At 70.8% G+C, this 12,398-nt stretch carries 12 protein-coding genes and 1 riboswitch; of the genes, 8 read left to right on the plus strand and 4 right to left on the minus strand.

From position 1 onward, the window contains the following. Positions 1-48: 48 nt before the first annotated feature. Both proP and bcp read right to left on the minus strand, forming a co-directional pair. Positions 49-1,545 carry a glycine betaine/L-proline transporter ProP gene (proP, locus tag ACIQZN_RS05440; RefSeq protein ID WP_403988608.1) on the minus strand — a complete coding sequence of 499 codons (1,497 nt, stop codon included), beginning with the start codon at positions 1,543-1,545 and terminating at the stop codon, positions 49-51. A 173-nt stretch (positions 1,546-1,718) separates the two neighbouring features. Continuing rightward, on the minus strand, positions 1,719-2,186 hold the full coding sequence (gene bcp, locus ACIQZN_RS05445; RefSeq protein ID WP_403988610.1) for a thioredoxin-dependent thiol peroxidase: 468 nt from the start codon (positions 2,184-2,186) through the stop codon (positions 1,719-1,721). Between the two features lie 127 nt (positions 2,187-2,313). On the opposite strand from bcp, the gene ACIQZN_RS05450 reads away from it, so the two are divergent. From ACIQZN_RS05450 to ACIQZN_RS05460, 3 genes are all read left to right on the plus strand, one after another. Continuing rightward, on the plus strand, positions 2,314-2,631 hold the full coding sequence (locus tag ACIQZN_RS05450) for a DUF3618 domain-containing protein (protein WP_403988612.1): 318 nt from the start codon (positions 2,314-2,316) through the stop codon (positions 2,629-2,631). Between the two features lie 43 nt (positions 2,632-2,674). Then, positions 2,675-3,013, plus strand: a complete 339-nt coding sequence (locus ACIQZN_RS05455; RefSeq protein WP_018105628.1) for a co-chaperone GroES — start codon at positions 2,675-2,677, stop codon at positions 3,011-3,013. Positions 3,014-3,078: 65 nt separating this feature from the next. Beyond that, a riboswitch (guanidine-III (ykkC-III) riboswitch) is annotated at positions 3,079-3,150 on the plus strand. Between the two features lie 39 nt (positions 3,151-3,189). Next, on the plus strand, positions 3,190-3,510 hold the full coding sequence (locus ACIQZN_RS05460; protein WP_018105629.1) for a multidrug efflux SMR transporter: 321 nt from the start codon (positions 3,190-3,192) through the stop codon (positions 3,508-3,510). 69 nt (positions 3,511-3,579) lie between these two features. On the opposite strand, the gene ACIQZN_RS05465 is transcribed toward ACIQZN_RS05460, so the two are convergent. After that, complete coding sequence (locus tag ACIQZN_RS05465) at positions 3,580-5,970, minus strand: transglycosylase domain-containing protein (RefSeq protein ID WP_403988615.1); 2,391 nt, start codon at positions 5,968-5,970, stop codon at positions 3,580-3,582. Positions 5,971-6,142: 172 nt separating this feature from the next. Here ACIQZN_RS05465 and ACIQZN_RS05470 point away from each other — a divergent pair, with 172 nt between their 5' ends. From ACIQZN_RS05470 to ACIQZN_RS05485, 4 genes are read left to right on the plus strand one after another with little or no spacing between them, the layout of a single operon-like run. After that, positions 6,143-6,943: an ABC transporter permease gene (locus tag ACIQZN_RS05470; RefSeq protein WP_403988617.1), complete on the plus strand. Its 801-nt coding sequence runs from the start codon at positions 6,143-6,145 to the stop codon at positions 6,941-6,943. Beyond that, positions 6,936-7,805, plus strand: a complete 870-nt coding sequence (locus ACIQZN_RS05475) for an ABC transporter permease (protein WP_403988619.1) — start codon at positions 6,936-6,938, stop codon at positions 7,803-7,805. Before ACIQZN_RS05470 ends, ACIQZN_RS05475 begins: the two co-directional genes overlap by 8 nt. A gap of 26 nt (positions 7,806-7,831) precedes the next feature. Then, the gene (locus ACIQZN_RS05480; RefSeq protein ID WP_403988621.1) at positions 7,832-8,866 is read left to right on the plus strand and encodes an ATP-binding cassette domain-containing protein; all 1,035 of its coding nucleotides are present in this window, start codon (positions 7,832-7,834) and stop codon (positions 8,864-8,866) included. Positions 8,867-8,914: 48 nt separating this feature from the next. After that, the gene (locus tag ACIQZN_RS05485) at positions 8,915-9,577 is read left to right on the plus strand and encodes a DUF1707 domain-containing protein (RefSeq protein ID WP_403989157.1); all 663 of its coding nucleotides are present in this window, start codon (positions 8,915-8,917) and stop codon (positions 9,575-9,577) included. Between the two features lie 18 nt (positions 9,578-9,595). Here ACIQZN_RS05485 and ACIQZN_RS05490 read toward each other — a convergent pair whose 3' ends face one another. After that, positions 9,596-10,846, minus strand: a complete 1,251-nt coding sequence (locus ACIQZN_RS05490) for an SGNH/GDSL hydrolase family protein (protein WP_403988623.1) — start codon at positions 10,844-10,846, stop codon at positions 9,596-9,598. A 163-nt stretch (positions 10,847-11,009) separates the two neighbouring features. On the opposite strand from ACIQZN_RS05490, the gene ACIQZN_RS05495 reads away from it, so the two are divergent. Continuing rightward, complete coding sequence (locus tag ACIQZN_RS05495; RefSeq protein WP_403989159.1) at positions 11,010-12,359, plus strand: DUF445 domain-containing protein; 1,350 nt, start codon at positions 11,010-11,012, stop codon at positions 12,357-12,359. The last annotated feature ends 39 nt before the right edge of the window (positions 12,360-12,398 follow it).

Consider the following 12,398-nt stretch of genomic DNA (forward strand, 5'->3'; position numbering starts at 1 on the left):
GCTTCGAGGGGAAGCCGTACGGGCCGTGGCCGGGTGGGGTGGGGTGGGTCAGAACTTCGGGTCGGGGCTCTGGGCGTGGACCAGTTCTTCCGCTTCCGCCGTCGTTTCCACCGACGGCGGGGACCCCGCCAGCGGCTTGTTCGCGGTTTCCTTCATGCAGGCCACCGCGATCACGCCCACCAGGGCCGCCGCCATCGCGTAGTACGCGGGCATCAGGTTGGTGCCGGAGACGCTGATCAGGGCCGTGATCACCAGCGGAGTCGTACCGCCGAAGATCGACGCCGAGAGGTTGTAGCCCACCGAGAGCGAGCCGTAGCGGACGTTCGTCGGGAACAGGGCCGGGAGCGCCGCCGACATCGTGCCGAGCATGCAGACCAGGGAGAGGCCCAGCATCGCCATGCCGATGATGATCGCGGGGATGCTGCCCTGGCGGATCAGGAGGAAGGCGGGCAGCGAGAGGATCAGGAAGCCGAGCATGCCCGTCATCAGGAGGGGCTTGCGGCCGAAGCGGTCCGAGAGCTTGCCGACCTGGCTGATGATCAGCATCAGGAACACCATCACGCCGAGCAGGATCAGCAGGCCGTGCGTCTCGCTGTAGCCGAGCTCGTCGGAGAGGTACGTCGGCATGTACGACAGCAGCATGTAGTCGGTGATGTTGTACGCGCCGACCAGGCAGATGCAGAGGATCAGCGTCGGCCAGTAGTCGCGGAAGATCTTCGCGAGGTCGCCCTTGGCCGTGGTCTCGACGCTGTCCGCCGCCTCCGTGGCGTGCGCCGTGCCGCCCGCCAGCTTCTGGAAGGCCGGGGTCTCGTCCAGGCGCAGTCGCAGGTAGAGGCCGACCAGGCCGAGCGGTCCGGCGACCAGGAACGGTACGCGCCAGCCCCAGGACTCCATCTGGGCGTCGTTGAGGAGCGCGTACAGCAGCGTCACGAGGCCCGCGGCGCCCACGTAACCGGCGAGCGTGCCGAACTCCAGGAAGCTGCCGAAGAAGCCGCGCCGCTTGTCGGGGGCGTACTCCGCGATGAAGGTCGAGGCGCCGCCGTACTCACCGCCCGTCGAGAAGCCCTGGAGCATGCGGAAGAAGATCAGCAGGACCGCGGCCCAGACGCCGATCGTGGCGTGGGAGGGGATCAGGCCGATCGCGAAGGTGCCGGTCGCCATCAGGATCATCGTGAGGGCGAGGACCTTCTTGCGGCCGATCTTGTCGCCCATGGGTCCGAAGAACATGCCGCCGAGGGGCCGTACGAGGAAGGCGACCGCGAAGGTGGCGAACGAGGAGAGCAGCTGGGTCGTGTCGTTCCCGGACGGGAAGAAGACGTGTCCCAGGGTCGCGGCGAGGTAGGAGTAGATGCCGAAGTCGAACCACTCCATGGCGTTACCGAGGGACGCCGCCTTGACCGCGCGCTTGACCGCCTGGTCGTCCGTGACCGTGATGTCCGTACGCCGCAGCCTGGGGTTCTGACGCTTCCGGATCGCACGGAACAGCGCGGGGTGACGTTTGACCGCTTCAGGGTCGGCCACCTGGTGGGGGTCGGAGGCCGCCATGGCCGGTTCCTTTCCTCGGCAACTGTTACAGGAAAGGCTTCTGCGCGGACATGGCGGCCGCAAACCGGTTCAGCGAAGGAATGGGATGTCCATCACATGATTTCGGCCATTCGGCTCAGAGGATGGCCCGTTTCGGGCCGTTCCGTGCGGCTTGCGGCCGTGCTCGCCCGACCTCAGATCTTGAGGTCCTTGATGATCTTGGCGACGTGGCCGGTGGCCTTCACGTTGTAGAACGCGTGGGCGACCTTGCCCTCCTCGTCCACCACGACGGTGGACCGGATGACGCCCGTCACCGTTTTGCCGTAGAGCTTCTTCTCGCCGTACGCGCCGTACGCCTCAAGAGTCTCCTTGGCCGGATCGCCCACCAGTGTGACCTTGAGGTTCTCCTGCTCGCGGAACTTCGCGAGCTTCTCCGGCTTGTCGGGCGAGACCCCGATGACGTCGTAGCCGGCCTCGGCGAGCAGGTCGAGGTTGTCCGTGAAGTCGCACGCCTGCTTGGTGCAGCCGGGGGTAAGAGCGGCGGGGTAGAAGTAGACGATGACCTTGCGGCCCTTGTGGTCCGCGAGCGAGACGTCGTTGCCGTCCGCGTCGGGCAGGGTGAAGGCGGGGGCGGTGTCGCCGGGGGTGAGGCGCTCGCTCATGGTTCTCCTCGTTGGTACGTGGGGTCTAAGGGACCGAGCGTAATGGGGGTGCCGCCGGGTGCGGATGCGGCGGAACTGACAGACTGTCGATGAAGGTTTACCGGACGAGGACCACGGAGGCGGCGCGGTGTCGGATGCCAGGACCCCTGCGCAGATCGAGGCGGACATCATCAGCAGGCGCGAGCAGCTTGCGGTGGTACTCGATGAGATCGGGGTGCGGGTGCACCCGAAGACGATCATCGGTGACGCGAAGGCGAAGGTCGCCGGGACCGTGGACCGGACGGCCGGCCGGGCGTACGTGGCGGTGAACCGCACGGTGTCGGACGTGAAGGCCCGGTTCGTGTCGGAGACGGGCGGCCCCCGGCTGGAGCGCGTGATCCCGGCGGCGCTGCTCGCGGTGGGCGTGGTCGGCCTGGTGGTCGTCTCCTCGCGGCGCAAGCGCTGACCCCTCGCGCGCGGCGGGCGCGCTGCCCGGTAGGTTGCGGGGCGTGAGCGAGAACACCGACGACAAGCTGCCCATCCGGATGCTGCACGACCGAGTGCTGGTCCGGTCCGAGTCGCCCGAGGGCGAGCGGCGTTCCGGCGGCGGCATTCTGATCCCCGCGACGGCCGCGGTCGGCCGCCGGCTGGCGTGGGCCGTGGTGGTGGCGGTGGGGCAGAACGTGCGGACGGTCGAGCCGGGGGACCGGGTGCTGTTCGACCCGGAGGACCGGGCGGAGGTCGAGGTGCGGGGTGTGGCGTACGTGCTGATGCGCGAGCGCGACCTGCACGCGGTGGCCGCGGACCGGTTCGAGGGCTCGGAGGATTCGACCGGGCTGTATCTGTAGACCGGCGGTATCTGTGGATCTGTGGTGTGGGCAAAGGGCCCGGTGACTGTTGTCACCGGGTCCTTTGCCTGTCCTTTGCTACGGTGGGGACACCCCGACGAGACGCGCCGTACCGGGTTCCGCAAAGACGACGCACCCGTGTTGTTCGCGTGTTCTGTCTCGTCGGAGGTGCTGTCGTGGCGTGGGTTCTGCTGGTCGTCGCCGGTCTGCTGGAAGTGGCCTGGTCGATCGGGATGAAGTACACCGAGGGGTTCACCCGGCTGTGGCCGAGCGTGTTCACGGGCCTGGGGATCGTGGCGAGCATGATGCTGCTGTCGCACGCGGCCCGGACCCTGCCGATCGGTACGGCGTACGGGGTGTGGGTCGGGATCGGCGCGGCGGGTGCCGCGGTCCTGGGCATGGTGGTGCTGCACGAGCCGGTGACGGCGGCCCGGATCTTCTTCGTGTGCCTGCTGCTGGTGGCCGTGGTCGGGCTGAAGGCCACGTCGGGGCACTGACCCGGCAGGGGCTTCAAGGCTTCAAGGCTTCAAGGCTTCAAGGCTTCAGGGCTTCAGGGCTTCAGGCGCTCAGGGCCGGATGCTGGGTGCCCGGGTGCCGCGTGGCCCTTCGAGGAAGCCGCCGATGTCGCCGCCGTCCCCGCCCCCGTTGTCCCCGCCGTCCCCGCCGCCCGTGTCCGCCCCGCCGTCCGTCGTGCCGCCGGCGCCCGTGCCTCCGGCCGGGTTGTCCGTGGTGCCGGGGGTGGTGCGCGGGGCGGACGGGGTCCGGGACGGGGTGGTGGGCGGGGTGCGCCGGGGGGTGGCCGAGGGGGTGCGGCGGCCGGTGTCGCCGGGGGCGGTGTCCTCGGCGGTGGGCAGCGCGGTGTCGCCGGTGTCCTCCTCCACGTCGAGGTCGAAGTCCTGGGCGGGGGTGCCCTTCAGGGCCGCCCCGGTGTACTGGGCCCAGGTCTCGGCGGGGGCGCCGCCGCCGTTGATGCGGGGGAGGCCGAGCGCGCCGTAGAGGGACTTCTGGGCTCCGGTGTCGGGGTCCTGGCCCATCACGGCGATGACGGTGGCGAGGTCCGGGGTGTAGCCGGCGAACCAGGCGGCCCGGTCCTCCTCGGCGGTGCCGGTCTTTCCGGCGGCGGGGCGGCCCGCGCCCCGGGCGGCGGTTCCGGTGCCGCCCTCCACGACGCTCTGGAGGATCGATGTGGTGGTGTCGGCGGCCTCGCGGCTGACGGCCTGCTTCACCGTACGGCCGGGCAGGGTGACGTCCTCGCCGTCCTTGGTGACCTCGCTGACCAGGACATGGGCGCCGTGCTTGCCGTGGGCGGCGAGGGTCGCGTACGCCTCGGTCATGTCGAGGACGCTGGCGGTGGCGACGCCGAGTGCGATGGAGGGGGTGGGGGTGAGGTCGGAGGTGTCCTTGGGGATGCCGAGGTCGACGGCGGTCCGCCGGACCTTCTCGGGGCCGACGTCCTCGGCCATCTGGGCGTAGACGGCGTTGACGGACTTGTCGGTGGCGGTGGACACGGTGATGGGGCCGTAGCTGCGGTCGTCCTCGTTGGCGGGGTCGTAGCCGGTGGGTCCGTTCGGGCCCTCGACCATGCGCTTGTTGGTGCCGTCGTAGATGGTGCTGGGGGTGATGCGGCGGCCGTCCTGGGTGGTGGAGTCGTTGGCGACGGCCGAGGTGAAGACGAACGGTTTGAAGGTGGAGCCGACCTGGTAGTCGCGGCGGGTCGCGTTGTTGACGTACTGCCGGGTGTAGTCGACGCCGCCGTACATGGCGACGACATGGCCGGTGGCGGGGTCGATGGAGGCGCCGCCGACGCGGACGTCGCGGTCGGCCTCGCGGTCGTCGTCGGTCTTGGACATGACCTTGTCCTCGACCGCTTCGACGAGGGCGTCCTGCCTTTTCCGCTGGAGCGTGGTGGTGATGCGGTAGCCGCGGGTGGCGAGGGTCTTCTCGTCCAGGATGTCGTTGTCGACGAGGTAGTCCTCGACGGCCTTGACGATGTAGCCGCGCTGCCCGGAGAGGCTGTTGGCGGGCTTCACGGGGCCGGGGACGGGGAAGGTCATCGCGGCGCGCTCGGCGGGGTCGAGCCACTTCTCCTTGACCATGCCGTCCAGTACGTAGTTCCAGCGGGCGACGGCGGCGGGCTTGTTCTCGGGGTAGGCGACGACGTCGTAGGCGCTGGGGGCGTTGAGCAGGGAGGCGAGGTACGCGCCCTGGGCGGTGGTGACGTCGCCGATGTCCTTGCCGTAGTACGCCTGGGAGGCGGCCTGGATGCCGTAGGCGTTGCGGCCGAAGTAGCTGGTGTTGAGGTAGCCCTCCAGGATCTGGTCCTTGGACTGTTCCCGGTTGAGCTTGATCGAGATGAAGAATTCCTTGATCTTGCGGACGACGGTCTGTTCCTGGCCCAGGTAGTAGTTCTTGACGTACTGCTGGGTGATGGTCGAACCGCCCTGCTTGCCCTTGCCGGTGACGGTGTTCCAGCCGGCCCGGAACATCGCCTTGATGTCGACGGCGCGTTCGGAGTAGAAGTCGCGGTCCTCGGCGGCGAGGACGGCGTGCCGGACGGTGAGCGGGACCTGGGCGAGCTTGATGCTCTCGCGGTTGATCTTGCCGTCGCGGGCGATGACCGTGCCGTCGGCGTACAGGTAGACGTTGGACTGGGCGGTGGCTTTGGCGTTGGCCGCGGGGATGTCGACCAGCTGGTAGCCGGCGATGAACCCGCCGACCAGGAGCAGGGCGATGAGGAGTACGCCGCCGAGGACCATGCGCCAGGTGGGGATCAGCCGCCGCCAGCCGGTGCGCTTGGGGCGCTTGGGCTTTTTCGCGCCGGTGGCTGCGGGGGCCTTGGCTTCGGGTGTCTCGCCTTCGGGGGCCGGTCCGGGGGCGGCGGCGTCGGCAGGCAGGTCCCTGGGGGCCCAGCCCGGGGGGTCGGTGTCCCCGTTCTGCTGCTGTGGCTCGTCGCTCATGTCGGTGCAGACTCCTCGGCCGCGGTCAGTTCCCCCATAGTGCCCTTTTCTGGCGCATATCCCTTGGATCGACGGCCGAAAAGCGCTCGCGGCGGCCGTCCCGGCTGGACTAGGCTCCTGCGCTTTGGTGTCCACGCACGGTGCGGCACCCGTTGACGGGGAGGCGGTTGCTGTGCGGGTCTACGCGGTGGTGGCGGCGGGCGGTTTCCGCCGTTACGCCACCTATCGGATCGAGACGGCGGCGGGGGTGTTCACCAACACCGTCTTCGGCTTCATCCTCGCCTATACGTACATGGCGTTGTGGGACGAGCGGCCGCGCCTCGGCGGTTACGACATGCCGCAGGCGCTCACCTTCGTCTGGCTGGGCCAGGCGCTGCTGATGACCTGCGTGATGATGGGCGGCGGCTTCGAGGACGAACTCATCGAGCGCATCCGCACGGGCGACATCGCGGTCGACCTGTACCGCCCGATCGATCTCCAGCTGTGGTGGCTGGCGCAGGACTTGGGCCGGGCGGCCTTCCATCTGCTGGGGCGCGGCATCGTGCCGATGGTGCTCGGCGGGCTGGCGTTCGACCTGGCGCTGCCGGGTTCGGCGGGGCCGTGGCTGGCGTTCCTCGTCTCGGTGGCGCTGGGTGTGGTGGTGAGCTTCGGCATCCGCTATCTGGTGGCGCTGTCCGCCTTCTGGCTGATGGACGGGGCGGGCGCGGCGCAGATCGCCTTTCTGGCGGGGCTGTTCTTCTCGGGGATGCTGCTGCCGCTGAGCCTGTTCCCGGGGCTGCTGGGCGAGGTGGCGCGGCTGATGCCGTGGTCGGCGCTGCTCCAGGTGCCGGCGGATGTGTTCCTGGGCAAGCACACGGGCTGGGGGCTGGTGCGGGTGTACGTGTTCCAGGCGTCCTGGGCCGCGGTGTTGCTGCTGGCGGGGCGGATGGTGCAGGGCGTGGCGACGCGGAGGGTGGTGGTCCAGGGTGGCTGAGGTGGTGGAGGCGGCCGTGCCGGAGGCGCCGGAGGCGGTGTTCGCCCCGCGGTCGCGGCTGGTCGAGGGGGTGCGGGCGTACGGGCTGATCGTGTCGATGTGGCTGCGCTCCACGATGGCGTACCGGGCGTCGTTCCTGATGACGGCGGTCGGCAACTTCATGGCGACGGCGTTCGACTTCGTGACGATCATGCTGATGTTCGCGCACGTCGACGCGCTGGGCGGCTACACGCTCCCGGAGATCGCCCTGCTGTACGGGGCCTCGGGGACGGCCTTCGGCCTGGCGGACATGCTGATGGGGTCGATGGACCGGCTGGGCCGCCGGGTGCGCGACGGCACGTTGGACACGTTGCTGGTGCGGCCGGTCCCGGTCCTCGCGCAGGTGGCGGCGGACCGCTTCGCGCTGCGCAGGCTGGGGCGGATCACCCAGGGGCTGCTGGTCCTCGGCTACGGGCTGGTGGCGGCGGACATCGACTGGACCTTGGCGAAGGCGGTTCTGCTGCCGCTGATGCTGCTGAGCGGGTCGGTGATCTTCGGGGCGGTGTTCGTGGCCGGCGGGGCGTTCCAGTTCATCGCGCAGGACGCCTCGCAGGTGCAGAACTCGTTCACGTACGGGGGCAACACGCTGCTCCAGTACCCGCCGACGATCTTCGCGAAGGACCTGGTGCGCGGGGTGACCTTCGTGGTGCCGCTGGCCTTCGTGAACTGGCTGCCGGCGCTGTACGTGCTGGGCCGGGAGCTGCCGTTGGGGCTGCCGGACCCGGTGGCGTTCCTGCCGCCGGTGGTGGCCGCCGTCTGCGCGACCGGGGCGGGCCTGGTGTGGCGGGCGGGGCTGCGGGCGTACCGGAGTACGGGAAGTTGATGGACGGGACAGGGAGCGGGAGCGGCATGGGTACGGACACGGACACGGATACGAGCACGGCCGGGCGGACGGGCGCCGGGGCGGCCTTCATCGAGTTGGACCGGCTGGAGAAGGTCTTCGACGTCCGCCGCAGGACGGGCTTCCTGCGCGCCGAGCGGCGCCAGGTGCGGGCGGTCGACGGGATCAGCTTCCGGGTGGAGCGCGGGGAGATGGTCGGCTACATCGGGCCGAACGGGGCCGGGAAGTCGACCACGATCAAGATGCTGACGGGCATCCTCACGCCGAGTGGCGGCTCCCTGCGCGTCGCGGGCATCGACCCCTCGCGGGAGCGTACGCGGCTGGCGCAGCGGATCGGTGTGGTCTTCGGCCAGCGTACGACGCTCTGGTGGGACCTGCCGCTGCGCGACTCGTACCGGCTGATGCACCGGATGTACCGGGTGCCGGACGCGCGCTTCCGGGCCAATCTGGACCGGTGTGTCGAACTCCTGGACCTGGGTGAGCTGTTGGACGTACCGGTGCGTCAGCTGTCGCTGGGGCAGCGGATGCGCGGGGACATCGCGGCGGCGCTGCTGCACGATCCGGAGGTGCTGTATCTGGACGAGCCGACGATCGGCCTCGATGTGGTGTCCAAGGCCAAGGTGCGGCAGTTCCTGCGGGACTTGAACGCGGAGCGCGGGACGACGGTGCTGCTGACGACCCACGACCTCACGGACATCGAGCAGTTGTGCAGCCGGGTGATGGTGATCGACCACGGCCGGCTGATGTACGACGGTGCGTTGGCCGGGCTGCACGAGGTGGGGGAGAGCGAGCGGACGCTCGTGGTCGACCTGGAGCGCGAACTCCCGCCGATCCGGCTGGAGTCGGAGCCCTCGGTGCGGACGGTGAAGGTGGAGGGCCCGCGCCAGTGGCTGGCCTTCCCGGCGTCCGCGTCGGCGGCCCCGCTGGTGGCGCGGATCGCCGCGGAGTACCCGTTGGCGGACCTTTCGGTGCGGGAGCCGGACATCGAGGCGGTGATCGCGAAGATGTACGCGCGCGACCGGCCGGGGGAGCCGGTGACGTGAGGGCGGCCGTTCAATAGGCTGCGCGGTATGACGAGCGAACTTCCCGAGATGCGGGCCTCCGACGCCGAGCGTGAACGTGTTGCCGAGATCCTGCGCGAGGCGGTCGCCGAAGGGCGCCTGGAGATGGAGGAGTTCGAGCAGCGCCTGGACACCGCCTACCGGGCGCGGACGCACGGCGAGCTGGAGCCGCTCGTCCGCGATCTGCCGGCCGTCGGCTCCGCCTCGTCGGCGCCTGCCGTCGTGCGGCCCCGGTCGGGTTCGGCGGCCCGCTGGTCGGAGCGGATCGGGCGGCCGGCGACATCGACCGGGGGCTTCGCGTTCTACGGCGGTTTCCGCCGCCGGGGCAACTGGACGGTCGGCAAGGTGTTCACCGCGTTCGCGATGTGGGGCGGCGGCACCATCGACCTGCGCGAGGCGAACTTCGAGTCCCGCGAGACCGTGATCCGCTGCTTCACGATCATGGGCGGTATCCATGTGACGGTCCCGCCGGATCTGAACGTGGACGTCCGGGGCATCGGCATCATGGGCGGCTTCGGGGAGCACGTCAAGGACGAGTCGGCCCCCGCGCCGGACGCGCCCCGGGTCCGGATCACCGGCTTCGCGCTCATGGGCGGCGTCGGGGTGGAGCACAAGCGCGGCAAGGCGGAGAAGCAGCGGCTGCGGGAGGCCGAGCGCGAGCGGGGGCGCCTGGAGAAGGGCGAGGGCCGCTAGGCGATCGCCCCTCCCAGCTCAGAGCGCGTCGACCTTCGGCCTGTCCCCGGTCAGGGTGTTCACGTCCAGCAGCGATGCCAGACGGGCGTACCCGGCGTCGTTGAGGTGAAGGTGGTCGCCGGAGTCGTACGCGGGGCGGAGCCGCTGGGGGTGGGCCGGGTCGCGCAGGGCGAGGTCGGAGTCGAGGACCTCGTCGAAGATCCCGCCCGCCCGGATCTCCGCGTTGACGGACCGGCGTACCTGCTCACCGGCGGCGGTCCAGACCGCCGAGCTCTGGTACGGCATGAGGGTCGCGCCGATGACCTTCAGACCGCGGGCGTGGGCGCGCCGGGTGAGGTCGCGCAGGGCGTCGGTGATCCGCTCGGGGTCGGTCTCCCTCGGGAGCGCCTGGATGTCGTTGATGCCGAGCGCGATGACGACGGTCTTCGCGCCGGAGACGCCGAGGACGTCGCGCTCGAAGCGGTCGAGGGCGCGCGGGCCGATGCCGTCGCGCAGGAGGCGGTTGCCGCCGATGCCTTCGTTGACCACCGCGTATCCGCCGTGCAGCCGGTCGGCAAGGGCGTCCGGCCAGCGGGTGTTGGCGTCGGTGGTGGAGCCGGAGCCGGCGGTGAGCGAGTCGCCGAACGCGACCAGGGTCCCGGTCGCCTTCGCGTCGCCGCCCCGCACGTCGACGGCGGTGAGGTAGCGCCACTGCGTGGTGGCCCAGGTGCCCCGGCCGTCCTCGGTGTACGAGGTCTGGTGGCTGTTCGGGTGCGCGGTGACCGGCCCGTCGGCGGTCGGGGTGCGCAGGGCGACCACGAGGTCGGCGTCCGCGTCGACCGGGACGGCGACGGCGTCGCTGACGGTCTGCCCGCCGGCGGCGACCGTGACGGACGAGGCGCCCCGGAACGTCACGGGGCGGGTGTTCACGGTGACGCGGTCGATGAGCAGGGGCCGTGTGCCGAACAGGTTGGACAGGGTCACGCGGGCCTCCGTGCCGCCGATGCTGGTGTGCACGACGTTGCGGATGACGCGCCGGCTCTGGTCCTCCGCCTGCGCCGGGTCGGCCACGCCCGCGACGGGCGCCGCCGCCCAGGTGGCGAGCCAGTGCCCGGAGGAGTGCGCCGGGGCGGCCGGGCTGTGGGCCACGCCCTGCGGGGCAGTCGTGGCGGCGGCCGTCGCCCTGTCCCCGTTGAACAGCAGGGAACCGGCGAACGCCACGGCTGCGGCGAGCGCGGCGGTACCCGCCACGAGGGCTATGAGCAGGGCGTACCCCTGGCGCCTGGGCATGGGCGGTGTGTCTCCTTGCGGAAATGAGGAAAGCGGGGGAAGTGGACCGGTTCCCATGATGCGGCAGGGCGCGGGGAACTCGACGTGCGGGCCGGGAGTAGGTCAGGTAGGCACAATGCGTAGCGGACGCCTGGTGCTGTGCGTACGCGGACGGGTGGAGCGGATGGAACGGATCGACGGAACCGGGCGGACCGAGCGGGGCGGACTGCCTCCGGGGCCCGGTGGCAGGGCGAGACCCGGGGGGCTCGCCTCGTTCGCGTACACCGCGGCGGACGAGGAGAAGCGTCGTGGCGTACGCCGTATGAAGACCACGGCCACCGGCCTCCTTCTGCTGGTCGCGCTGGTGTACGTCCTCGCCACCTGGGCGAAGAACGAGGGGGTGAGCGGCTGGCCGGGCTTCGTCGCGGCGGCCGCCGAGGCGGGCATGGTGGGTGCGCTGGCCGACTGGTTCGCCGTCACGGCCCTCTTCAAGCGTCCGCTCGGTCTGCCGATTCCGCACACCGCCATCATTCCCACCAAGAAGGACCAGCTCGGGGCCTCCCTCGGTTCCTTCGTCGGCGAGAACTTTCTCTCCGGGGACGTCGTACGTGACCGGATTCACTCGCTGGGCATCGGCGGCCGGGTCGGCGGGTGGCTCGCGGACCCGGCCCACGCGGACCGGGTCACGGCCGAGCTGTCGACCGCGCTGCGCGGCGCGCTCACCGTTCTGCGGGACGCGGACGTCCAGGCCGTCGTCGGCGAGGCGATCACCCGGCGGGCCGACGCGGCGGAGATCGGCCCGGGGCTCGGCAAGATGCTGGCGAAGGTCGTCGCGGACGGCGGCCACCGCAAGCTGGTCGACCTGGTCTGCGCCCGCGCGCACGACTGGCTGGTGCTGCACGGCGACTCGGTGATGGACGCGGTGCAGGGCGGGGCGCCGGGCTGGACGCCCCGGTTCGTGGACAAGCGGGTCGGGGAGCGGGTCTACAAGGAGCTCCTGCGCTTCGTCACGGAGATGCGGGACATGCCGGGGCATCCGGCGCGCGGCTCCATCGACACGTTCCTCGCGGACTTCGCGGCCGACCTCCAGACCGACTCGGAGACCCGTGACCGGGTGGAGCGCCTGAAGTCGGAGATCCTGGGGCGCGGCGAGGTCCAGGACGTCATCGCCTCGGCCTGGGCGTCGGTGCGCGCGATGGTGATCGCGGCGGCGGAGGACGAGCAGAGCGAGCTGCGGCTGCGCGCCCGCGCCTCACTGATGTCGCTGGGCGCCCGGCTGGCCACGGACGAACGGCTCCAGGGCAAGCTGGAGGGCTGGCTGGAGGACGCGGCGGCGTACGTCGTCACGACGTACCGGACGGAGATCACGTCGCTGATCAGCGACACGGTGGCCGGCTGGGACGCGGACCAGACCTCCCGCAAGATCGAGGCCCACATCGGGCGTGACCTGCAGTTCATCCGCATCAACGGCACGGTGGTGGGGGCGCTGGCGGGCCTGGCGATCTACACGGTGTCGTGGGCGCTGTGGGGGTAGGGGGCGGGGTCGCGTGAGGCGGGCGGCCGTTCGGGCCCG

The organism is Streptomyces sp. NPDC097595, assembly GCF_044761525.1.
Taxonomy (GTDB): Bacteria; Actinomycetota; Actinomycetes; order Streptomycetales; family Streptomycetaceae; genus Streptomyces; species Streptomyces drozdowiczii_A.